Genomic DNA, 21,993 nt, shown 5'->3' with positions numbered 1-21,993 from the left:
TGACATCAATGGTTAAGCATGGCATTTCGCAGGGGTCAAGGTCTGGCAAAAACAGCCGATAACCCTCTATTAGTGAATTCATCAGTACAAGCCCAGGAGTCATTGATGGCTGGCATTCTCGATACGGTAGACCAACGTACGCAACTGGTGGGTGAGAATCGCCTGGAAATTCTCATGTTCCGGCTCGCCGGGCGGCAATTGTTCGCAATCAACGTGTTTAAAGTGCAGGAAGTCCTGCAACTGCCAAAACTGACCCTGATGCCTCAACGCCACCCGTTCGTTTGCGGCGTGGTCAACCTGCGTGGCCAGACCCTGCCGGTGATCGACCTGTCCCAGGCGATCGGCATGCGTCCGCTGGTGCCGGGCCCGAACAGTACAATCATCGTCACCGAGTACAACCGTTCCGTGCAGGCGTTCCTGGTCGGTGGCGTGGACCGTATCGTCAACATGAACTGGGAAGCGATTCTGCCGCCGCCGACCAGCGCCGGTCGCCAACACTACCTGACCGCCATCAGCAAGGTCGACGACCAGTTGGTGGAAATCATCGACGTGGAAAAAGTCCTGGCGGAAATCGTGCCCTACAACGCCAAGGTGTCCCGCGACAAACTCGATGACCCGGTGCTCGAGCGTGCCCGTGGACGTGAGGTGCTGTTGGTGGATGACTCCAATGTGGCCTTGGCGCAACTGCGCGACACCCTGGGTCAACTGGGCGTGAAAATGCACATCGCCAGTGATGGTCTGAAGGCACTGAACATGCTCAAGGCCTGGGCCGACACCGGGGTGAACATGACCGACAAACTGCTGATGGTCTTCACCGACGCGGAAATGCCGGAGATGGATGGTTATCGCCTGACCACGGAAATCCGCAACGACCCACGTCTGCGTGGCCTTTATGTGGTGCTGCACACGTCTTTGTCCGGCAGCTTCAACGACTCGATGGTCAAGAAGGTCGGCTGCGACAATTTTCTCTCCAAGTTCCAGCCGGACAAGCTCGTCGACGTGGTGCGCCAGCGCCTGATGCTGGACGCCGTCCCTGCCTGATAACGATGTAATCCTTGTGGGAGTGAGCCTGCTCGCGATGGTGTGTCAGTCAACATCAGGGCAGCTGACACACCATCGCGAGCAGGCTCGCTCCTACAGTTGTTTTTGCACTTTGATTCAGGGAGCAGGCTCGTATAGGGTGGCGTTTTTGCCTACCAGGGAGCTGGCCATGTTGCGACTGAGCGCGCTTTATCGTTATCCATTGAAATCCGGCAAGGGTGAAACCTTGCAGCAAGTCGGCCTCGACAAGCTGGGGTTGGACGGCGATCGCCGCTGGATGCTGGTGGACGAGGCCAGCGGGCGTTTCCTGACCCAGCGGGCGGTGGCGCAGATGAGCCAACTCTCGGCGTTGTGGAATGCCGATGGCGGCCTGACCCTCAATGCTCCCGGTCACCCGCCGATTGATATCGCGTTGCCTGGTAGCGACGCTGAGCTGCGCGGCGTGACCATCTGGCGCGACAGCTTGCGCGTGCCGGATGCCGGCGATGCGGCGGGTGCCTGGGTCAGTGAATTCATTGGCAAGCCGACGCGTCTGGTGCATGTGCCACTGGAGCGGGCGCGTACTACCGAGGCCGGCTACGGCAAGGAAGACGATCAGGTGGCGTTCGCCGATGGCTTCCCCCTGTTGCTGATCGGTCAGGCGTCGCTGGAAGATCTGTCGCAACGGGTCGGTCGCCCGCTGGAAATGCTGCGCTTTCGACCGAACCTGGTTATTGAGGGCAGTGACGCTTTTGCCGAGGATGGCTGGAAGCGCATTCGCATTGGTGATGTCGAATTCCGGGTGGTCAAGTCGTGCTCACGCTGCATCCTCACCACCATCGATCCGCAAACCGGCGAACGTAGCGAAGATCGCGAACCGTTGGCGACCTTGCAGAAGTATCGTGCCGAAGCGGATGGCGCGATGTTCGGGCAGAATCTGGTCAATGACAGCAATGGACGGCTGGAAGTCGGTATGCCGGTGACCATCCTGGAATAATCGCCTTGAAATGAAAAACGCCCGTGTCTTCAAAGACACGGGCGTTTTTTGTTGCCGTGAAAACCCGAGGGTTTAGCCGCGGTATTCGCACAGGTAAGCGGTGTCGACGGCGACTTTCAGCTGGAATTTGCTGTTGGCGGGCACATTGAACTGGCTGCCGGCGGCAAAAGTTTCCCAGTCGTTGCTGTCCGGCAGCTTGACGGTCAGCGCGCCGGAGACCACGTGCATGATTTCACGCTGGCTGGTGCCGAATTCATATTCGCCCGGAGCCATGACGCCGATGGTCGCCGGACCTTCAGCGGTGCCAAAGGCGATCGACTTGACGGTGCCGTCGAAGTACTCGTTGACTTTAAACATGGGCGATTCCTCGAAAAGGGCTAAAAAGGGCCGGCCAGTATGCACAAGGGGGCCGGAGTCGTCACCTCTCCGAAGGAGGGAAAATCTGCGGTAACAGGCGCGCGGTATTGCGTGCATCCTCCAGCGCACGGTGTTGTTGACCGGTAAATTGCAGACCTGCCAGCTGCAGTGCACCATTGAGCCCCAGCGGGCGTTCCAAGCGACGGGCCTTGGCAAAGCGCTGCTTGAGATTGATGTGCGGTGTGCGGCTCAAGACGCTATCGAGTTGCAACCGCTGCCATTCCTGAATGAGCTGCTGGCGATCGTAATCACCCCAACTTATCCAGCCTTCCAGTTGCGAATGATGTTGCCCCAGCCATCGTTCGAATGACGGCCAGATCTCGCTCAGCGTCCGGGCCGCATCGACATCGGCCTGGGTGATGTGCGTCAGTTCCCGACAAAACGGTGTCAGCAACGGCCGCCGCAATGGCCGCACAAAGCACTGGAAGTGATCCACTTCGCGGCCTTTGCGGTCCACCAGGGTGGCGCCGATTTCGATGATTTCCATTTCAGTTACTGGCCAGCCACCCTCATCGGTGGTGGCTTCCAGATCAATGACCAGCCAGTGAGGCATTGCAGGGTTCCTGGTATCCGCGTCCTGATAGGCTTTGAGCGTAGCCAAACGCGGCGGTTCCGCCTAGCGGCTTATTCGACCTCCAGTAAAATCTGACGATTCTTCACCTGATCGCCGACGCGCACCTGCAGGCGCTTGAGAACGCCATCGATGCCCGACTTGAGTGGATGCTCCATTTTCATCGCCTCCAGCACCACCAGTAATTGCCCCTTGCTGACCGGGCTGCCCTCGTTGACCAGCACATCGACAATGGCGCCGTCCATCGGCGCCTTGAGGGTGCCGCAGCTGATACTGAACTGGCTGCTGACCAATGCCTGGGTCCGGTCATCCAGTCGCAGGCTGCCGGGGCGGGTAAACAGGTAGATTTGCCCGGCGTGCAGTCGGTAGGCATGGCGACGACGGATGCCGTCGATTTCCAGGGTGGCCCAGCGCCCGTCGCACTCGATGATCTTCAGTTCAAGGCTGCGGCCGGCGACCTGAACACGCCAGGCTTCGCCCGGTACAGCGTTCAGCGCCACTGACCACTGCTGATCGTCCAGGCCGAGGCGATAATGCAGCGGCACACTGGCGTTGTTGCGCCACCCGGCCAGCGGCCCGCGGTGCATCTGGGCCGAGGTCTGGTAAAGCAGGGCGGCGGCAATCGCCAGTTCCTCGGCACTCGGTACAGGGGGATGCAGGCACGGATGGTCAGCGAATTGCCGGGCAATGAATCCGGTACTGAATTCGCCGCTGATGAACTGCGGGTGCTGCAACAGGCTGGCGAGCAGGCACTGGTTGCTCTGCACCCCCAGCAGGACGCTGTCCTGCACCGCCCGCAGCAACTTGCGCCGGGCCTCCTCGCGGGTGGCACCATGGGCGATGATCTTGCCCAGCATCGGATCGTAGAAAGGGCTGACCTGCTGGCCTTCGATCAGGCCATGGTCAATCCGTACGCCGCCGCTTTGCAGTGCCGGTTCCCAAGCGTCTATGCGCCCGGTTTGTGGCAGAAAGCCCCGGGTCGGGTCCTCGGCATACAGGCGCACCTCCATGGCATGCCCGTTGAGTTGTACCTGCTCCTGACGCAACGGCAGCGGTTGTCCTTCGGCGACGTTCAGTTGCCAGGCAACCAGATCCAGGCCGGTGATCAGTTCGGTGACCGGGTGTTCCACTTGCAGCCGGGTGTTCATCTCCAGGAAATAAAACTGCCCGCGCACATCCAGCAGGAATTCCACGGTGCCCGCACCGACGTAATTCACCGCCCGACCGGCCTTGAGCGCCGCTTCACCCATGGCCTGGCGCAAAGTGGCGGTCATGACCGGGCACGGCGCTTCCTCGATGACTTTCTGATGGCGGCGCTGGATCGAACAATCGCGCTCGCCGAGGTAGATCAGGTTGCCATGCTGGTCGCCGAACAGCTGGACCTCGACATGCCGGGGCTCGATCAACGCCTGTTCTAGGATCAGTTCGTCGCTGCCAAACCCGTGCAGGGCTTCGGAGCGAGCGGTGCGAATCTGTTCCAGCAAATCACCGGCATCATGCACCAGCCGCATGCCGCGCCCGCCACCTCCGGCACTGGCCTTGATCATCAGTGGGTAGCCGATGCGTTCGGCTTCGCGACTGAGCGTTGCGTCATCCTGTTCGGCGCCCTGATAGCCCTGGATGCACGGCACGCCAGCATTGAGCATGGCGATTTTCGACAGGCGTTTGCTGCCCATCATTTCGATGGCTTCGGGGCTGGGCCCGATGAAGGTGATGCCGGCGTGCTGGCAAGCACGGGCGAACCCGGCGTTTTCAGAGAGAAAACCGTAACCCGGATGGATCGCATCCGCGCAGGTCAGGCGCGCCGCGTCGAGGATCGCCTGGATGTTCAGGTAAGACTGTTGCACCGGGGCCGGACCGATATGCACGGCTTCGTCGGCCATTTGTACATGCAGCGCATCGGCATCGGCATCGCTGAACACGGCGACGGTACGGTAGCCCATGGCCTGGGCGGTGCGCTGGATGCGGCAGGCGATTTCACCGCGGTTGGCGATCAGGATTTTTGTGAATCCGGGCATGGTTTATTTCCCTGCTTTTGCGGTGAATGTGAGGGCCTCATCGCTGGCAAGCCAGCTCCCACAGGATTTGTGAACGGCAAATATCCTTGTGGAAGCTGGCTTGCCAGCGATGCTTTTAAAGGGCCCACCCCGGTTTGCGTTTCTGCACAAAGGCCATGGTCCCCTCGACCCCTTCTTCGCCGATCACCGCTTCGCTGAACCACTCGGCCGCCTGATCCAGCAACTCGTCCGATGGCTGCACGGCACTCGCCAACAACAACTTTTTAGTCATCGCATTCGCCTCCGGCGCACAACACAACACATGGGCCAGCACTTCATCGAGGCGTTCGGCCAATGCCTGTGGATCATGCTCGACAAAATGCACCAGCCCCATTCGCCGCGCGTGAGTGCCATCGAAACGCGCCGCCGTCAGGGCCAGGCGCCGCGCCTGGGTCAGGCCGATGCGCTGGACCACGAACGGCGCGATCTGCGCCGGCAACAGGCCGAGGCTGGTTTCCGGCAGGCCGAATTGCGCCTGATGATCGGCCAGGGCGACATCGCTGACACAGGCCAGCCCAAAGCCGCCGCCCAGCACCGCGCCTTGCAGTACGGTGATCACCACTTGTGGCGCGTGCTGGGTTTCTTCCAGCAGGGCACCGAAGGCACGGTTCATTTCGCGGTACGCCGTTGCACCCTGGGCGCGGGCGCTGGCCATGTCCTTGATGTCGCCACCCGAACAGAAGTGCCCGCCGGCACCGCCGATCACCAGGGCGCGAACAGCACGGTCATTGCGCACCGCCGCCAGCACCGAGCGCAGTTCGGCGACCATCTGCAGACTCATGGCATTGCGGTTTTCCGGGCGATTGAGGGTGATGTGCAGCACGCCGTTCTGCAGCTCCAGCAGCAGCGTCTGGCAAACCGGCAGGCTGCTCATGGCTTTTTCCCCGGCAGGATGCCCATGAGTTTGCAGATGATCCCCAGCATGATTTCGTCGGCACCACCGCCGATCGACACCAGCCGCACATCGCGGTAAGCACGGGCCACCGGGTTGTCCCACATGAAGCCCATGCCGCCCCAATATTGCAGGCAACTGTCGCTGACCTCGCGGCCCAGACGACCGGCCTTGAGCTTGGCCATGGACGCCAGGCGCGTGACGTCCTGGCCTTTGACGTATTGCTCAGTGGCCTGATAGACCAGCGCGCGCAGGCATTCGATTTCGGTCTGCAATTCGGCCAGGCGGAAGTGAATGACCTGGTTGTCGATCAGCGCACTGCCGAATGTCTTGCGCTCCTTGCAGTACTCGATGGTGCTGTCGACACAGTATTCCAGACCCTTGATCATGTTCGCCGCGCCGAACAGGCGTTCCTCCTGGAATTGCAGCATCTGCATCATGAACCCCGCGCCTTCATGGCCGATGCGGTTGCGCTGCGGCACGCGTACGTTGTCGAAAAACACCTGGGCGGTTTCCGAACTGCGCATGCCGAGTTTGTCCAGGTGCGAGCTGAGGCTGATACCGGGACTGTTCATCGGCACCATGATCAGCGACTTGTTGACGTGCGGCTTGTCGTCCGAGGTGTTGGCCAGCAGGCAGATGAAGTCGGCGCTCGGCGAGTTGGTGATCCACATCTTGCTGCCGTTGATCACGTAGTCGTCGCCGTCCTTGCGCGCGGTGGTTTTCAACCCGGCCACGTCGGAACCGGCACCGACCTCGGAAACGCCGATACAGCCGACCTGTTCGCCGCTGATTGCCGGGCGCAGGAACTCGTCACGCAGCTCATCGGAGCCAAAACGCGCCAGGGCCGGGGTGCACATGTCGGTCTGCACGCCGATGGACATCGGAATGCCGCCGCAATGAATGGTGCCGAACTCTTCGGCAGCGACGATCGAGTAGCTGTAGTCCAGGCCCATGCCGCCGAATTTTTCCGGTTTTGAAATGCCCAGCAGACCCAGCTCGCCGGCCTTGCGGAAAATCTCGTGAATCGGAAAGCGCCCGGCCTTTTCCCATTCATCGACGTGAGGGTTGATCTCATGATCGACGAATTGGCGGATGGTGCGGCGCAGTGCTTCGTGTTCCTGGGTGAAGATCATTTTTATTGTTCTCCTTATCAATCGGCCTAGAACCGGGCTACACCAAAACTGTTGGCTTGCAGCGGCCGTATCCCGGCCTCGTGACAGATATCCAGCAAGTAACCGAGCAGGGTCCGGGTATCCCGTGGATCGATCAGGCCGTCGTCCCACAGATTGGCGCTGCCGTAGAGCGCCGTGGACTGGCTGTCGAGTTTCTGCGCGGTGACCTGCTCCAGCATGTCGAGCATTTTCGGGTCGGGCACCAGGCCGTCCTTGGCCTGTTTGGCCTCGGTGACAATGCGCAACACCTTGCCGGCCTGGGCGCCGCCCATCACCGCAGTGCGACTGTTGGGCCAGGCGAAGATGAAGCGCGGGTCGAGACCACGGCCGCACATCGCGTAGTTGCCGGCGCCATAGGAACCGCCGACGACGATGGTGAGTTTGGGCACCCGGGCATTGGCCACCGCCTGGATCATCTTGGCGCCGTGCTTGATCACGCCTTGCTGCTCCGATTCGGTGCCGACCATGAACCCGGTGGTGTTGTGGAAAAACAGCAGTGGCGTCTGGCTTTGGTCGCACAGCTGAATGAACTGTGCAGCCTTGCTCGCGCCCTTGGGCGTGATCGGGCCGTTGTTGCCGATGAAGCCGCATGCGCGACCCTGGATTTTCAGATGACCGCACACGGTTTGCTGATCGAACTCGGCCTTGAATTCGAGGAAATTCGAGCCGTCGGCGATACGGGCGATGATTTCGCGTACGTCGTAAGGCTTTTTCGGATCCTCCGGGATCAGCCCCAGCAGTTCGTCGATGGGGTAGAGCGGTTCTTCCCACTGAGGTTCAGGGAGCCACGGCAGTTGATCGTTCCATGACAGCAGGCTGACGATCTCGCGCACCTGACGCACGCCGTCGGCATCGTTTTCGGCCAGGTATTCGGCGGTGCCGGCCATTTGCGCGTGCATCTCGGCGCCGCCCAGTTCTTCATCGGTGGCGACCTCGCCGGTGGCAGCCTTGAGCAGCGGGGGACCTGCGAGAAACAGCTTGGCCTTGCCGCGCACCACCACCACGTAGTCCGACAATCCCGGCTGGTAGGCGCCGCCCGCCGTCGCTGAACCGTGCACCACGGTGATCTGCGGCAAACCCATGGCCGACATCCGCGCCTGATTGGCAAAGCTGCGCGCGCCCTCGACGAAAATTTCCGCCGCGTAGTTGAGGTTGGCGCCGCCGCTTTCGGCGAGGGTGATCATCGGCAGTTTGTTTTCCATGGCGATTTGTTGCAGGCGCAAGGACTTTTTCAAACCACTGGGGGAAATGGTCCCGCCCTTGATCGCACTGTTGTTCGCTACCACCAGCACGCGAACGCCGGATACGTAGCCGATTCCGGCGATCAAGCCGCCACCGGCCGAGCTGCCATCCTTGTCGTCGTGCAGTTTGTAGCCGGCCAGGCTCGCCAGTTCGAGGAACGGCGCGCCTGGGTCCAGGAGCAGATTGAGGCGTTCGCGGGGCAGCAGTTGGCCGCGTTTTTCGAATTTGGCCCTGGCTTCGGCAGCCTTGTTCAGCAGGTTCTGTTCGAGTGTTCGGACGTGTTCGATGCACGTCAGCATCGCCGCATGATTGCGGGCGAACTGTTCGCTGTGGGAATCGAGTTGTGACTGAATCACCGGCATGGGTTATTCCTTGTCCTTGAGCACATCAGGAAGGTACGCACGGTGAAAACCGTTGTACGACTCACTGTTCGTCGCTTTGTGAATCGGCCACGCCCGTCCGCCGAGACTGGCCGCACCATCAATGCGCAAGGTGCTGCCGCTGATAAACGCCGCTGCCGGGCTCAGCAGGAAAACGATGGCCGCACTGACTTCCGATTCGGTGCCGATGCGCTTGAGCGGCACGTGTTCGCGCAAGGTCGGGATCACCGCCTTGAACGCACCTTCGTAAGTGTCCATGCCGCTGGACGCAACCCAGCCCGGCGCCACGGCGTTGACCCGCACGCCGGCGTAACCCCACTCGAAGGCGGCGGTCTTGGTCAGGTTGTCCATGCCCGAACGCGCCGCGCCGGAGTGGCCCATTCCGGGCATACCGCCCCACATGTCGGCGAGCATGTTGACGATGGACCCGCCGTGCTTGCTCATGGACTGATTGAACACTTCCCGGGCCATCAGGAAACCGCCCACCAGATTGGTGCGCATCACGGTTTCAAAACCCTTCTGGTTGATCGAGGCCAGGGGCGATGGGTACTGCCCGCCAGCATTGTTGACCAGGCCGTGTATCGGGCCGTGTTTTTTGATCAGGTCGCCGACACGATCCTTGACCGCGTCTTCGTCACGGATATCACAGACAATCCAGTCGGCCTTGCCGCCGTCTTCGGCAATCTCGGCGGCGACGCTTTTCAGTTTGTCGGCCTTACGCCCGACCAGCAGTACATGGGCGCCCAGGGCCGCCAGTTCGTGGGCGGTGCAGCGGCCGATGCCACTGCCGCCACCGGTGACGATGATGGTTTGACCGGCAAACAAATCGGCTTTGAAAATCGAATCGTAGGCCATGGTGGCAATCCTCTAGTTGACCTGGTCGGCGATGCGCTGCGGCACCGGAATCTGGATTTCCAGCAGTTGCTGGGCGAAGGCCTTGCCTTGCGGGTCGATGCGCAGACTGGCAACGCCGCCGCCACCGAGGGCGTTTTCAAGAAGAAAATTCAGGCTGTGGGTGGCGGGTAAATACCAGCGCTCGACACGTCCGTGGACCGGGTCGAGAACGTGGCTCATCCAGTCGACGATCACCTCCGGGGTCAAGGCCTCGGCAATCCACGGCAGGTACTCGGGTGCGCGAGCCATGACGCCGATGTTGCTGTGGTTGCCCTTGTCGCCGGAGCGCGCCACGGCGAGTTTGATCAGCGCCACGCTGGCGTCCGCCGGACCATCGGGTCTGGGTGGTTCGAACGGCGCGGGTAAATCATGGGTATCGAGCATGTCCAGGGCGGGCAGGGCGCACGGATGGCGTTGACCCATGAAATCAATTTCCAGCGTGCAGGCGGATTTGTCGATGAGGAACGAGAACAAGCGGATCAGTGGATACACCGTCGGCCGTCCGCCGACGATGCCGGTCAGCCCCGGCGCCATACCGGTGGCCGCCTGGGCGATTTCCCGGGAAAACACGATCAATGCCTGCTTGTTCGGATGGCGTACGGCGAGCTTGATCACCACTTCGCGGCTGTCCTGGCGCTGGGCATGGGGGCCGTACGTGGCTTCACTGCCGAGCAGTTCGATGCTGACGTCACTGTAGGGCGCCCAGCCACGCCGAGTGAAGATTTCCGAAGTCTTGTTGATGATCGCCGCGCTGACTCGACGGGCCTTGTCGACCGCATCGATGCCGGCGATCAGGCAACTGGCGGTGCAGCGGAAACCATCCGGATACGTGGCACTGACTTTGTACTGAGCGGTCGGTGGCAGGCCTTTTGCGCCATGCACCTGAACGGCATTTTTGCCTTGTTGAACGAGTTTGACCTGGGTGAAATCGCAGACCACATCCGGCAGCAGATACGCGCGCGGATCGCCGATCTCATAGAGCATCTGCTCGCCTACCGTCAGTGGCGTGACCAGTCCACCGGAGCCTTCGGGTTTGCTGACGATGAACTGGCTGTCGGCGCTCACTTCGACGATAGGAAAGCCGATGTGTTCGTAGTCCGGCACATCGCGCCAATCGGTGAAGTTGCCCCCGGTGCACTGCGCACCGCATTCGATGATGTGCCCGGCCAGCGCCGCCTGGGCCAGTTTGTCATAGTCGTGCCACGACCAGCCGAATTCATGCACCAGCGCGGCGCTGACCACGGCGCTGTCGACCACGCGCCCGGTGATCACGATGTCCGCCCCCAGACGCAGGGCTTCGACGATGCCCGGCGCGCCGAGGTAGGCATTGGTCGAGACACACATCGGCGGCAGCGGGGCGCCGCTGAACATTTCATGGAGGCCAAGGGTGCTCAGCTGTTTGAACTGCGGTTGCAGGTCGTCACCCAGCAGCACGGCGATCTTCAATGCCACTCCGGCCTTGTCGCAGGCCGCTTGCAGGGCGGCGGCGCAGGCCTGTGGATTGACTCCGCCGGCATTGCTGATGACGCGGATTTTATGTTCGGCGAGCTGTGTGAGGAGGGGGCTCAGGACTTCGATGAAGTCACTGGCATAACCGGCCTGGGGGTCTTTCATCTGCGCGCCGGCCATGATCGACATCGTGATTTCGGCCAGGTAATCGAACACCAGGTAGTCCAGGCGCCCGCCTTCCACCAGTTGCGCGGCGGCAGTCGAGGTATCGCCCCAGAAGGCGCTTGCGCAACCGATGCGGATCGTTTTGGGCGCAGTCAATTCCATAACCACCTCCGACAGATGTGAATCGAGACTACCAAGCAAGCGCTTGGTTTGTAAATGACTGAAATATCTTCTGCCCGAGCGCTTGCTTGGTTGCCAATGCCAGCTTAAATTGCCCGCGCAAGCCCGCTGTTTTAGCGGTGATCAAGACTGTAGGAGAGAACGGGTGGACGAGCAAAAAGCCCTGAGGGTCATGCGTGATCTGGTCGACAACGGCCAGTTGACCGATCCGGACAGCGCCCGTGGCAAGCTGCTGCAAGTGGCGGCCCACCTGTTTCGCAACAAAGGCTACGAGCGCACCACCGTGCGCGATCTGGCCGGTGCCGTGGGCATTCAGTCGGGGAGCATTTTCCATCACTTCAAAAGCAAGGACGAAATCCTGCGGGCCGTGATGGAAGAGACCGTCCGCTACAACACCGCGTTGATGCGCGCAGCCCTCGCCGAAGCCCACAGTGTGCGCGAGCGGGTGCTGGCGCTGATCCGCTGCGAATTGCAGTCGATCATGGGCGGCAGCGGTGAGGCCATGGCGGTGCTGGTCTACGAATGGCGCTCGCTGTCCGAGGACGGCCAGGCAAAAGTCCTCGCACTGCGGGACATCTATGAAGACATCTGGTTGCAGGTGCTGGGCGAAGCCAAGAGCGCCGGGTTCATTCGCGGTGATGTATTCGTCACCCGGCGTTTCCTGACCGGGGCTTTGTCCTGGACGACCACCTGGTTTCGCGCTGATGGCAGCATGAGCCTCGATCAGTTGGCCGATGAAGCGCTGACTCTGGTGCTGGAGGAAAAATAATAAGTTTGTGTTGGTCGGCAGGAAACTGGCTAACTGGGCGAAACCGCCTAGCTTGAAAGCATTGATGCAGTATTTTTGGGGAGTGGGTCGTATTGATGTCTTCGCCAATTCGGACGGCTTCGCGTTTTTTGCTGGCAGCGCTTGCGGCGTTATCGATTTTGCCGTCCCAGGCCGCACAACTGGTGCGCATCGGTGCCGCGCACTTTCCTCCGTACACCGTGCGCCCGGAAACCGGGGCCGACACGGGCCTGCTGCCGCAATTGGTCGCAGCGCTCAATGCCCTGCAAAGCGACTATCAATTCGTGCTGGTGCCCACTTCCATTCCCCGACGCTTTGGTGACTTCAAGCAAGGGCGGGTGGACATGGCGATCTTCGAAAATCCCGACTGGGGTTGGAAAGAAATCCCGCACACCATTGTCGACATGGGCCTGGAAGACGCCGAAATATTCGTCGCCCAACGTCAACCCGAAGGCCGGTCGGCTCGCCAGCAAGACTATTTTGACGACTTGACGGGCAAGCGTCTGGCGCTGTTCAGCGGTTACCACTATGAGTTTGCCAGCTTCAACGCCGAGCCCAAATACCTCGCCACCCACTACAACGCCACGTTGACCTACTCCCATGACAGTAACCTGCTGATGGTGCTGCGTGGCCGCGCCGACATCGCCCTGGTGACGCGCTCATACTTGAGCGACTACTTTTTACGCAATCTGAAAGTCGCTGATCAGTTGCTGGTGTCCGATCGCGTCGACCAGGTTTATCACCATTACGCCATCCTGCGCCCGACAGCGCCGATCACGGGTGAGGCATTCGGCAGCTTGCTGCAAGAGCTGCGGGACAATGGCCAGATGCTGAAGATTTTTGATCCGTACAAGATTGCGGTGGTGCCGGTTCCGCATTAGAGGGTTCCACAGGTCGCGCTCATTCAGACATCACGGGTTATCGTTGACGTCCATCGCGAGCAAGCTTGCTCCTACAGGGTTAGCGCTGAACCTGTGGGAGCGGGCTTGCTCGCGATGGGAGCGACACAAATGTCGTCGCTTAACGACGTGCACTGGCATCCGCACGATTGCCCGACACCTTGCGGCAATGCACCAACGCATCGCGAATCATGAAGTTGACCAGGGTTGGCGAGACACCGAGTTCCTTGGCGATGTCCTTTTGCGGTACGCCGTTCAGGCGGTACATTTCGAAGGCGTAGCGGGTACGGCTCGGCAGTTCGGTGAGGGCGTCGGCGATGTTTTCCAGGGTCGAAAAATTAATGTGCGACGTTTCCGGCGAAGCGCCCTGAATCACCACGTTCAGCCCTTCCTCTTCAGGCCCGGAATACTTCTGCTCCAATGCCTGCTTGCGGTAGTGATCGATCGCCAGGTTGCGCACGATCTGGAACAAATAACTGAGTTGAGCCTTGAACGAGGACGTGATCGGGGGTGCCGATTGCAACCGGAAAAATGCATCCTGCACCACATCCTCTGCACGCGAACGGCAGCCGGTGATGCGCGCTGCAATCTTGACCAGAATCAGTCGATTGTCGACGAAGGCCTGAAGTAGCGGTGAATCGCACCTGCTTGTGGACACTTGTTCCGTCATGGAAATCACCCTGCTGCCAATAGGTTAGTGGGACGCCAGGAAAGCCTGGCCGTCCTGCACATCGAGCGACAAATTATGCGTAATGATAATTATTGTCAATTGGGAGAGGGGAGTGCGCGCGTTTGGTGTGAGCGCTACGACACTCGGACTCACCTGATACCCCGCGGTGTTCTCCGGTTTATCGCGAGCAGGCTCGCTCCTACAGGGATTCAGGGTGTTCATATGTTGGGTGTCCACCACTGCCCACCGTTGATGCCGGATATGGTTCAAACAATCGAATCGATATCGATGGTCATCGGCGGCATCGAGCGTTCGTTCGCGCCTGGTTGCGGCGCCACTGCCAGTTGCACGGGAGCCTGGTTCTGTGGATGTGCCTGCCAGCGGGCCAGGTTCTGCGCCAGTTGCTCGGGTTGCGCACACAGCACGCCGTAGACATCTTCCTGTTTGATGGACTGATAAGACAGGGGCGCCAGTCGCGCTTGTGTGGTTTTGATCCGGTCAATCTCCTGCTCGAGGGCATTGATGAGCTTTTCCTGGCTCCGCACATAGGCATCCGGCCTGGCCATCAGATCCTGCCGTTTGCGGCGCATTTTTTCAGAGACGATGTTCAATGCGCCTTCTACAAATTGAAGCTCGCGACGGGTGATCAGGGGAAGGTTCGATTCCGATGCTTGCTGCCAGCGCCGCAACGTCGCCCAGCAGGCGGGAATGTAGGCGGGCGCCATGAAATGGTCTGCGGCCTGGAAAATCTGAGACAGCAACGAGGGTCGCTGCGGCAGGCCGTTTTGCTGCTGCAGCGCCACTGTGCACGCGGCATGCTGATTGATGACGTCGCAGCCCGGCTGCCAGAGAATCGAAGACATTTCCTGGCTGTTGAAGCGCACAGGCATGAAGTGGAGCAAGGCGCCGTGGTGCTCGTACGGCTCGCCGGTCCAATTGGTAATGCCCGCGACAAACACCGACAGGCCGAGCGGAACGTTGACAAAGGTCATCGCGGCCCCGGCGCCGAAAACATTGGCCTTGGTGTTCATCCAGGTGCCGGGCACGCTGGGCACCGGATCGTTATGGTTGACCATGCGGTAGTGCACCAGCGGTTCCGCGTCTTTGACGAAGTTGGCGTCACCGGCTCGGGGGGCGCCGTAGGTGTAGAGTTGGAGGGTGTAACCCTCGGGATCGCGTCGCAGTATTTCAGAGAGCAACAACGCTATCGCGCCACCCAGACTGTGGCCACAAATGAGCAGTTTTTGGCCCGCATAAAACTTGTCGAGGTAGCTCATGACAAACTCGGCAGCCTTTTGTGCCGCTTCGTAAAAACCACGGTGTACCTTGCTGTCGGTGCCTTGAAACGGTACTTGGTATGCATCGGCGTCGCGAAGGGCATCGGGAGGATTCTCGGAAGTACCCCGCACGGCAATCAGGATCAGATCGTCGTTGTGGGTAATGAAGGCCTGGGTGTCCGTGGCTTCCTTATGTTCGATATCGTTGAGAAAGTGCACTTTGGCAGGGTGTTCCTGATCGCTTTTTAGTGCAGGGTTATTCACGTCATAGAGAGCTGGATCAAACGGCACGATTTCCAGACGTTTGGAGTACGGCACATCTTCATACAACGGATAGTAAGGTTTGGTTTGTGATGAATTGACCTGCCAAATTTCATCTGACACGGCCATCGCATCGCCAAACCAGTTTCCAACGCTCGGTTGCAGCGGAAAGCTCACGGTAGAGTTTATGGGCGCTTTCTCTGGTTCCTGACCAAAAGGGCAATAGCTCAGGGTAGACATCAGTGCGAGTTGATAGAGGTTCAGTGCGCAGAAATCGGGGCCGGTCGACAGCATGGGGCGCAAGGCCCGCAGTGGTCGTACTTCAAGCACCGTGTGCTGTTGCGGTAGCAGGGCAAAGCCGAGCTTGCCATGCTCCCCCATGATAGTTGCCCGTCCTGTACTACCCGGGCAGGACGACTCTGGAGGGAGATGCGAAACATGCTCGACCAGATGACGCACTTCTATCTGGACGAATTCATCGGCGCAGGCTTGGGCTGGATTGCTGATGGGGCGTGTTGCGTCCGGGTTCAGGAAGCGGGTTTGCTCGGCGCGTACCTGGAGTTCGGTTATTTGGAGAGGGTAGTGGGTTCTGGTTCTTAAGTCTTTATACAGTTGTTCTGTGCCTTCGTACTTCTCATGGAAAACCAGCGCAACCGGGCCTGCAAAGTGGTTAGTGACTTTTCCTGTGCCTGTGATATCGAGATAGCCGCTGTATTTTTGGCCCTCCGAATCGATCACTGTATAGACCAGTCCAGCGTAGGGTTCTCCCGAGCCGAACTCGTCGACCAATTGAAAACTGGTCCATCTGCCTTGTATGGGGCACGACAGCACTCTGCTGGTCAAGCGTGATGAAAACTCGTCATCCATGGACATCATGTCTAAATCTCCTTATTCCGTGCAGCCGGGGTAAATGGTGCAAATGCGGCCATCCGGCATCTTGAAATGGCTAAAATCCGTGTAATTGCCATCGCAGTAAGCGCGCTGGTCTTCTAAACCTTTGCCCATGCAACGCTTCCAACCCCCGGGCACTTTGACCCAGGTGTCTCCCCAGCCAGGTTTTTCTTCCTCAGCCAGCGTGATCTTCATCCTCACGGTTTTACCGGGCAGTTGATCAAGGGTGTACGCCGAGAACGGACGCCCTTTTCCCAGCTCGCCCTGTGCGTCGGTTTTTTTGCAGTCGAGGATTTTTCGAAGGATGCGGGGCTTGCCGGAGGTGCGGAACAGCCATTGGCATTCACCGTAAAACGTACTGTCACCCGCGTCGCTGAACGTGCCCTTGTATTGCTCCTGCAACTCGTCGCGAAAGGCGACATTGGCGCTGTCTCCCGCAAATTCTCGTCGGGTTTTGCCATAAGACGCCTTGATATCCAGCTCAATGCGCTGGATCACCGAGGGGCAGCCATTGATCGTTCTTCGAATAGCGATTTCGGCATCCGGTGTGTATTGCGTGCGCCATTCCCGGTTGAACATGATGTTTTTGTTGCGCCGGTTTTTGACGGTGCAGGTTTCGCCTCCGGCGGGCTCGTAGTAGACCGTTGCGACGTAGGCGAAATCAGGCGGTAATTCTGCTGTGAAGGTGAAAGTATTCGGCTGGCTGGCGCAGCCGGCGGTCAGCACGAGGCAGCAGCCTGGAATTAAACGGCGCAGTGCTCGGTAGTATGGGGTCGCGTGAAATACCCAGTGTTCCTTGTCCGGTGACGTGGCACAGGTGCCAGCACCCGGATGTGAAAGGCTTTCCATGTCCAAATCTCCTTATTCCGTGCAGCCAGGGTAAATGGTGCAAATGCGGCCATCCGGCATCTTGAAATGGCTAAAATCCGTGTAATTGCCATCGCAGTAAGCGCGCTGGTCTTCTAAACCTTTGCCCATGCAACGCTTCCAACCCCCGGGCACTTTGACCCAGGTGTCTCCCCAGCCAGGTTTTTCTTCCTCAGCCAGCGTGATCTTCATCCTCACGGTTTTACCCGGCAGTTGATCAAGGGTGTACGCCGAGAACGGACGCCCCTTTCCCAGCTCGCCCTGAGCGTTGGTTTTTTTGCAGTCGAGGAGTTTTCGAAGGATGCGGGGCTTGCCGGAGGTGCGGAACAGCCATTGGCATTCACCGTAAAACGTACTTTCACCCGTGTTGCTGAACGTGCCCTTGTATTGCTCCTCCAATTCGTCACGAAAGGCGACGTTGGCGCTGTCTCCCCCAAAATCTCCCCGGTCTTTTCCATAAGTCGCATTGATATCCAGCTCAATACGCTGGATCACCGAGGGGCAGCCATCTATCGTTCTTCGAATAGTGATTTCGGCGTCCGGTGTGTATTGCGTGCGCCATTCCCGGTTGAACATGATGTTTTTGTTGCGCCGGTTTTTGACGGTGCAGGTTTCGCCTTCGGCGGGCTCGTAGTAGACCGTTGCGACGTAGGCGAAATCCGGCGGTAACTCCGCCGTGAAAGTGAAGGTATTCGGCTGGCTGGCGCAGCCGGCCATTAACACCATGCATCCCCCCAGGCCGGCGCCACGCCATGGGCCGTTCATAACGGCGTCTGCCTTTTGCCAAGCCCCTGTAACGAATACACCCGCTCAAAATGCCTGGCCGGTGTTTCATCGGCACGCGCCTGCCAATACGCCTCCAGGGTATAGGCCGGTGCTTGCAGGCTCTGCACCAAGAGAAACTCCACTTGCTCCGGCGCGTGCCAGCCCCATGCATCCGCTTGGGTCAGTCGATCGCGTAGCCAGGCATCCGGATCATGTTGTCCGGCGAGGTCGGCGTAGGCCTTTACGTGCTCGGCCAATAGGTAACGATGGGCATTGATAAGGCGAATTTGCATTGCCTGCCAAGCGCAAGTCGATGTGCGCAACCACAGGGGTTCATTGGGCACTGGATAAGTGCCGGGTGCCGGGTTGTCGGTGATTTTCCAGCCTGTGCCATCCCAGCAGCACACACTGATCACCGGCCCGAGGTAGGCCGGAAGAGCGTCGGCAGGTAATTGTTCGAGGGCCCGGGCCAACACCCGATTGTCATGAAAGCGGTACAGCGCTTGATGCGCACGCGGACCGATGAGCAAGCGTTCGCGCCAGTGTTTGGCCAGGTTGGGCAAGTCACCTTTCGGCAGGCTGGCCAGCCATCCCCAGTTACGCTGCGGATGTTCGAGCAGTCCATCGATGCGTCTGTCGCCGGGCTGGTCGAGGGTGAAAATGAACGGCCCGGCATTGGCCAGGTCGGTGATGGCAGTGCCTTCGTAGACACTCAGATACTGCTCGATCGGGCTGGCGTTCAACAGTGACTGGCGGATGTCGCTTTCATTTTCAGAATCCAGAATCAAGCAAAGCGAATGGCCAGCACGTTGCTGGTCGGCCATCCAGCGACGGACAAACAAGTCGGTCATGCCAGGTCTCCTTGTGGCAGGCAGATGCCAGCGCGGCAAGCCTCGCAAACGGGGCAGAAGTCCGCGCCCAGCATTTTGCTGTGCGTCATCAATGCCCTTTGGCTGAGCGCCAGCACGGGGCGCAGTTCCGCTGGCGCCGACAGTGCTTCAACCATTGCGGGTGCCGAGATGGCCGAGCCGGGCACCGGTGCGCCACCGAGCTGGAGCTCGCTGCTGCCGAAAATGCCGCCATGGCCAATCACCAGGTGTTGGTCGCCTCCCCGAATGCTGACGCCCGCGGCGGCCTCCAGGATCAGAAACTTGCTGACCTTGATGCAAACCTGGTCAGCTTCGATGACCAGGTTTTCATCGACGCGGGTGTGGCTGTTGCTGGCCACATGGACCATGTGATCCCCCAGGACAGTGCGATGTTCTTGCGCCTCCAGCACCGTAAAACTGTTGCCCTTGATGGTTTCCCGCCGCTCATTACCCACTTCGAGGCGACTGTCGTTTTCGATCTTCTGCTCCATATCCCGTTGGGCACGCAGGTAGATCAACTCCCGACCGACGCGATCCTCCAGGTGCACTTCATTGAAGCCGGTGCTGTTCGGCGTACTACGCGAACGAAACACGCTGCGGGTTTTATGCTCCGGCAATGAATAGGGCGGTGGGTTGATGCTGTTGATCAGGCAGCCGCTGATCAGCGGTTGGTCGGGATCACCTTCCAGAAAGCTGACGAGTACTTCCATGCCGACCCGCGGCAGGCTGACGCTACCGTGGGCATTGCCGGCGAAACCGGAGGCCACCCGCAGCCAGCAACTGCTTTGATCGTTGTGTCGCCCTTCGCGATCCCAATGAAACTGCACCTTGACCCGCCCGTATCGATCGCAATGGATCTCTTCGCCTTCGGGACCGGTGACCTTCGCGGTCTGGCTGCCGAGCATTCGCGGTTTTTCGTGAACGAGGGGCGGGCGGTAGAAAACATCCCAGGGAATGGCAACAAACCGGTTGCGATAACCCTGGACAAAGCCGTCCTGTCGATCGGTCGCGTCGTGGCTGAAATTCTCCTCGAGCACGGCGGGTTGCCGGCCTTCATGGCGCACTTTGGTCAGTAGCCAGAGGTCGTTCCATTCACGGATCGGGTGCTCCGACATCTGCAGAAGGTGCCCGGATACCAGGGTCGGTTGATCGCTTTTGCCCTTTGCCCGGTTGTGATCGACGCGGTGACGTTCCAGGGACCGTTGACTTCGCACCTTGTCACGCTCAACCAGATCAACCCTTCCCAGGTAAGCATAATCTTCCAGATCCGGCTGAACCTGGCCGGGCGCGGATCGGCAGTTGGATTCCAACAGTATGCTGGCTTTCTTGAAATCGTACTCTCGGCGTGTGGTGCGACTGGGGCGGGTATTGAGTTGTCGCTTGAATCGCTTGATGACCGGCCCTTCGGCAACCAGGCCGTTGTCCCGTCGATAAGGTGTTACCCCTTCAGTCCGGGGGAACATGGACTGATGATCGGCAAACACCAGCAGATGTTTTTCGCGGCTATGGCTGAAGTGGTAATGCAGGCCTTCTTCTTCACAGAGGCGCTGGATGAAGTGCAAATCAGATTCCTGGTATTGCACGCAATATTCGCGAGGGGGATAAACCGAGGTCAGGCGGAACTCGTGAAATTCACGATTGAGGCCGTGGTCTTCCAATACCGTCGCAATGATCTGTGCAACGGTCAATTGCTGAAAAATGCGCTGGTTGATTCGGTGTTTGAGGTAGGCCAGCCGAGGCACCAGCGTCAGGCCGTAATGGGTCAGGCGATGACCGCTCTCACCGCGGGCAACGCTATGTATCTGGCCATGAATGCCGTTGCCATGATCGTTAAAGGCCAGGAAAGCCTGTTTGTGCAGGAGGTTTTCCAGGTCCAGGTTCGGTCTGTCGCTGACCAGTTCGACATCGAAGGCGTAGGTCTGGCTGATGGACTCATTGCCAACGAAGGATAGGACCTGAAGGTCGTGTTCGAAATCGGTGATCGCAAGCGTGAAACGGGTATCGAGGGTCGCGTCGGGCATGCATGACTCCTTGTCCTGCGGCGTTGCACAGACTCCGGAACGTTGATGCACGCGTGTAAAAAGGTCATCCATGACCCTTTACGGTAAAACGTTCTGAAGCCGGGTTCAGCTGCAACGCTACCAAGGCTGCCAATGAATTGATGTCAGACGCTTCCTAAAATGCCGTTACAAACCTTCAATTAGAACGCTGCAATCCAGCGGGGCGCCGATGTGTGAATACCATCAGTCCCTGTGGGAGCCTGCTCGCGAAAACGGCAAACGCTTACATTCGTGTGATTGACTGCTAACCATCAGGCACTCAATCTTCCGACTCCATTTTTCAAACGGAGACGCTCCGATGCCTTTCGTAACCATTGACGGTCGCCCCCTTCATTACATCGATCAAGGCACCGGCCCGGCAGTCCTGCTGGCTGGCAGTTACCTGTGGGATCAGGCCATGTGGGCGCCGCAGATTGCCGCGCTGTCACAACAGTATCGGGTGATTGCCCTGGACCTGTGGGGCCATGGTGAATCAGGGGCACTGCCTGCCGGCACGACGTCGCTGGACGATGTGGCGCGCCAGGCATTGGCATTGCTCGATCATCTGGACATCGATCGCGCGACCCTGGTTGGCCTCTCGGTCGGGGGCATGTGGGGCGTGCGCCTGGCCTTGTCGGAACCGCAGCGGCTCAACGGGTTGGTACTGATGGACACCTATGTTGGCGTCGAGCCGGAGCCGACCCGCCAATACTACTTTTCGCTGTTCAAGATGATCGAAGAAACCGGCGTGATCGCGCCACAGTTGCTGGATATCGTGGTGCCGATTTTCTTCCGCCCGGGCATTGATCCGCAGTCGGCGTTGTATCAGGACTTCCGCGCCAAATTGGCGGCACTTCCGCCCGAACGCCTGCGCGAAAGCATCGTACCGATGGGGCGGATTACCTTTGGCCGCGATGACCTGTTGCCGCGTCTGGGTGAGCTGGATGCAGCGACCACGCTGGTGATCTGTGGCGATCAGGACAAGCCACGTCCACCTTCGGAAGCCCGTGAAATGGCGCAGTTGATCGGTTGCCCGTGTGTGCTGGTGCCGGAGGCGGGACATATCTCCAATCTGGAGAATCCGGGGTTTGTGACTGAAGCACTGCTGAAGTTTTTAGCCAGGAAGAGATAGTTGTTCGTACTGACGTCATCGCGGGCAAGCCCGCTCCCACAGAGATCGCACATACCTGTGGGAGCGGGCTTGCCCGCGATGACGTCAGTGCTGCCAC

19 protein-coding genes are annotated in these 21,993 nt (G+C 59.5%); 5 read left to right on the top strand and 14 right to left on the bottom strand.

Going from position 1 to position 21,993, the window contains the following annotated elements; translation table 11 throughout:
- Positions 1 to 105: 105 nt before the first annotated feature.
- Together BJ917_RS29525 and BJ917_RS29520 are read left to right on the top strand one after the other, a co-directional pair.
- Positions 106 to 1,041, top strand: coding sequence for a chemotaxis protein CheV (locus tag BJ917_RS29525; RefSeq protein ID WP_096509805.1), 936 nt, complete (start codon positions 106 to 108; stop codon positions 1,039 to 1,041).
- A gap of 169 nt (positions 1,042 to 1,210) precedes the next feature.
- Positions 1,211 to 2,017 (top strand): MOSC domain-containing protein, encoded by an 807-nt coding sequence (locus tag BJ917_RS29520; protein WP_121105847.1) that lies wholly within the window; start codon positions 1,211 to 1,213, stop codon positions 2,015 to 2,017.
- A gap of 72 nt (positions 2,018 to 2,089) precedes the next feature.
- Here the strand turns inward: BJ917_RS29520 and BJ917_RS29515 are convergent, their stop codons facing one another.
- From BJ917_RS29515 to BJ917_RS29480, 8 genes are all read right to left on the bottom strand, one after another.
- The gene (locus BJ917_RS29515; RefSeq protein WP_007973461.1) at positions 2,090 to 2,374 is read right to left on the bottom strand and encodes a pyrimidine/purine nucleoside phosphorylase; all 285 of its coding nucleotides are present in this window, start codon (positions 2,372 to 2,374) and stop codon (positions 2,090 to 2,092) included.
- 61 nt (positions 2,375 to 2,435) lie between these two features.
- Complete coding sequence (locus tag BJ917_RS29510) at positions 2,436 to 2,987, bottom strand: exonuclease domain-containing protein (RefSeq protein ID WP_096509807.1); 552 nt, start codon at positions 2,985 to 2,987, stop codon at positions 2,436 to 2,438.
- 71 nt (positions 2,988 to 3,058) lie between these two features.
- Positions 3,059 to 5,023: an acetyl/propionyl/methylcrotonyl-CoA carboxylase subunit alpha gene (locus BJ917_RS29505; protein ID WP_121105845.1), complete on the bottom strand. Its 1,965-nt coding sequence runs from the start codon at positions 5,021 to 5,023 to the stop codon at positions 3,059 to 3,061.
- Positions 5,024 to 5,138: 115 nt separating this feature from the next.
- Positions 5,139 to 5,936 carry an enoyl-CoA hydratase/isomerase family protein gene (locus tag BJ917_RS29500; protein WP_121105843.1) on the bottom strand — a complete coding sequence of 266 codons (798 nt, stop codon included), beginning with the start codon at positions 5,934 to 5,936 and terminating at the stop codon, positions 5,139 to 5,141.
- Entirely contained in the window at positions 5,933 to 7,090 is a 1,158-nt protein-coding gene (atuD, locus tag BJ917_RS29495) for a citronellyl-CoA dehydrogenase (protein ID WP_121105841.1), read from the bottom strand. Before atuD ends, BJ917_RS29500 begins: the two co-directional genes overlap by 4 nt.
- A gap of 26 nt (positions 7,091 to 7,116) precedes the next feature.
- A complete protein-coding gene (gene atuC, locus BJ917_RS29490; RefSeq protein WP_121105839.1) occupies positions 7,117 to 8,733 on the bottom strand; it encodes a geranyl-CoA carboxylase subunit beta in 1,617 nt (538 codons plus the stop codon).
- Positions 8,734 to 8,736: 3 nt separating this feature from the next.
- The gene (locus BJ917_RS29485) at positions 8,737 to 9,606 is read right to left on the bottom strand and encodes an SDR family oxidoreductase (RefSeq protein WP_096509812.1); all 870 of its coding nucleotides are present in this window, start codon (positions 9,604 to 9,606) and stop codon (positions 8,737 to 8,739) included.
- 12 nt (positions 9,607 to 9,618) lie between these two features.
- Positions 9,619 to 11,421: an acyclic terpene utilization AtuA family protein gene (locus tag BJ917_RS29480; RefSeq protein WP_096509813.1), complete on the bottom strand. Its 1,803-nt coding sequence runs from the start codon at positions 11,419 to 11,421 to the stop codon at positions 9,619 to 9,621.
- Between the two features lie 163 nt (positions 11,422 to 11,584).
- On the opposite strand from BJ917_RS29480, the gene BJ917_RS29475 reads away from it, so the two are divergent.
- Entirely contained in the window at positions 11,585 to 12,208 is a 624-nt protein-coding gene (locus BJ917_RS29475; protein WP_096509814.1) for a TetR/AcrR family transcriptional regulator, read from the top strand.
- Positions 12,209 to 12,303: 95 nt separating this feature from the next.
- The gene (locus BJ917_RS29470; RefSeq protein WP_096509815.1) at positions 12,304 to 13,107 is read left to right on the top strand and encodes an ABC transporter substrate-binding protein; all 804 of its coding nucleotides are present in this window, start codon (positions 12,304 to 12,306) and stop codon (positions 13,105 to 13,107) included.
- Positions 13,108 to 13,246: 139 nt separating this feature from the next.
- Here the strand turns inward: BJ917_RS29470 and BJ917_RS29465 are convergent, their stop codons facing one another.
- From BJ917_RS29465 to BJ917_RS29440, 6 genes are all read right to left on the bottom strand, one after another.
- Positions 13,247 to 13,795 carry an RNA polymerase factor sigma-70 gene (locus BJ917_RS29465; protein WP_096509816.1) on the bottom strand — a complete coding sequence of 183 codons (549 nt, stop codon included), beginning with the start codon at positions 13,793 to 13,795 and terminating at the stop codon, positions 13,247 to 13,249.
- A gap of 266 nt (positions 13,796 to 14,061) precedes the next feature.
- The gene (locus tag BJ917_RS29460) at positions 14,062 to 16,209 is read right to left on the bottom strand and encodes a lipase family protein (protein ID WP_121105837.1); all 2,148 of its coding nucleotides are present in this window, start codon (positions 16,207 to 16,209) and stop codon (positions 14,062 to 14,064) included.
- 12 nt (positions 16,210 to 16,221) lie between these two features.
- Positions 16,222 to 17,073 carry a hypothetical protein gene (locus tag BJ917_RS29455; protein WP_256658584.1) on the bottom strand — a complete coding sequence of 284 codons (852 nt, stop codon included), beginning with the start codon at positions 17,071 to 17,073 and terminating at the stop codon, positions 16,222 to 16,224.
- Positions 17,074 to 17,085: 12 nt separating this feature from the next.
- Entirely contained in the window at positions 17,086 to 17,856 is a 771-nt protein-coding gene (locus BJ917_RS29450; RefSeq protein WP_121105835.1) for a hypothetical protein, read from the bottom strand.
- On the bottom strand, positions 17,853 to 18,707 hold the full coding sequence (locus BJ917_RS29445) for a DUF4123 domain-containing protein (RefSeq protein WP_121105833.1): 855 nt from the start codon (positions 18,705 to 18,707) through the stop codon (positions 17,853 to 17,855). Before BJ917_RS29445 ends, BJ917_RS29450 begins: the two co-directional genes overlap by 4 nt.
- The gene (locus BJ917_RS29440) at positions 18,704 to 20,746 is read right to left on the bottom strand and encodes a type VI secretion system tip protein VgrG (RefSeq protein WP_121105832.1); all 2,043 of its coding nucleotides are present in this window, start codon (positions 20,744 to 20,746) and stop codon (positions 18,704 to 18,706) included. Before BJ917_RS29440 ends, BJ917_RS29445 begins: the two co-directional genes overlap by 4 nt.
- Before the next feature lie 337 nt (positions 20,747 to 21,083).
- Here BJ917_RS29440 and BJ917_RS29435 point away from each other — a divergent pair, with 337 nt between their 5' ends.
- The gene (locus tag BJ917_RS29435) at positions 21,084 to 21,896 is read left to right on the top strand and encodes an alpha/beta fold hydrolase (RefSeq protein WP_096509821.1); all 813 of its coding nucleotides are present in this window, start codon (positions 21,084 to 21,086) and stop codon (positions 21,894 to 21,896) included.
- The last annotated feature ends 97 nt before the right edge of the window (positions 21,897 to 21,993 follow it).

This window comes from Pseudomonas sp. WPR_5_2 (assembly GCF_003634475.1).
Taxonomy (GTDB): Bacteria; Pseudomonadota; Gammaproteobacteria; order Pseudomonadales; family Pseudomonadaceae; genus Aquipseudomonas; species Aquipseudomonas izuensis.
The sequence above is the reverse complement of the archived record's forward strand: the minus strand, read 5'-3'. Positions and strand labels throughout refer to the sequence as shown.

Coding starts and splice junctions, on each gene's coding strand:
- BJ917_RS29525 (WP_096509805.1), top strand. CDS start 106: ATGGCTGGCATTCTCGATACGGTAGACCAACGTACGCAACTGGTGGGT.
- BJ917_RS29520 (WP_121105847.1), top strand. CDS start 1,211: ATGTTGCGACTGAGCGCGCTTTATCGTTATCCATTGAAATCCGGCAAG.
- BJ917_RS29515 (WP_007973461.1), bottom strand. CDS start 2,374: ATGTTTAAAGTCAACGAGTACTTCGACGGCACCGTCAAGTCGATCGCC.
- BJ917_RS29510 (WP_096509807.1), bottom strand. CDS start 2,987: ATGCCTCACTGGCTGGTCATTGATCTGGAAGCCACCACCGATGAGGGT.
- BJ917_RS29505 (WP_121105845.1), bottom strand. CDS start 5,023: ATGCCCGGATTCACAAAAATCCTGATCGCCAACCGCGGTGAAATCGCC.
- BJ917_RS29500 (WP_121105843.1), bottom strand. CDS start 5,936: ATGAGCAGCCTGCCGGTTTGCCAGACGCTGCTGCTGGAGCTGCAGAAC.
- atuD (WP_121105841.1), bottom strand. CDS start 7,090: ATGATCTTCACCCAGGAACACGAAGCACTGCGCCGCACCATCCGCCAA.
- atuC (WP_121105839.1), bottom strand. CDS start 8,733: ATGCCGGTGATTCAGTCACAACTCGATTCCCACAGCGAACAGTTCGCC.
- BJ917_RS29485 (WP_096509812.1), bottom strand. CDS start 9,606: ATGGCCTACGATTCGATTTTCAAAGCCGATTTGTTTGCCGGTCAAACC.
- BJ917_RS29480 (WP_096509813.1), bottom strand. CDS start 11,421: ATGGAATTGACTGCGCCCAAAACGATCCGCATCGGTTGCGCAAGCGCC.
- BJ917_RS29470 (WP_096509815.1), top strand. CDS start 12,304: ATGTCTTCGCCAATTCGGACGGCTTCGCGTTTTTTGCTGGCAGCGCTT.
- BJ917_RS29465 (WP_096509816.1), bottom strand. CDS start 13,795: ATGACGGAACAAGTGTCCACAAGCAGGTGCGATTCACCGCTACTTCAG.
- BJ917_RS29460 (WP_121105837.1), bottom strand. CDS start 16,209: ATGATGTCCATGGATGACGAGTTTTCATCACGCTTGACCAGCAGAGTG.
- BJ917_RS29455 (WP_256658584.1), bottom strand. CDS start 17,073: ATGGAAAGCCTTTCACATCCGGGTGCTGGCACCTGTGCCACGTCACCG.
- BJ917_RS29450 (WP_121105835.1), bottom strand. CDS start 17,856: ATGAACGGCCCATGGCGTGGCGCCGGCCTGGGGGGATGCATGGTGTTA.
- BJ917_RS29445 (WP_121105833.1), bottom strand. CDS start 18,707: ATGACCGACTTGTTTGTCCGTCGCTGGATGGCCGACCAGCAACGTGCT.
- BJ917_RS29440 (WP_121105832.1), bottom strand. CDS start 20,746: ATGCCCGACGCGACCCTCGATACCCGTTTCACGCTTGCGATCACCGAT.
- BJ917_RS29435 (WP_096509821.1), top strand. CDS start 21,084: ATGCCTTTCGTAACCATTGACGGTCGCCCCCTTCATTACATCGATCAA.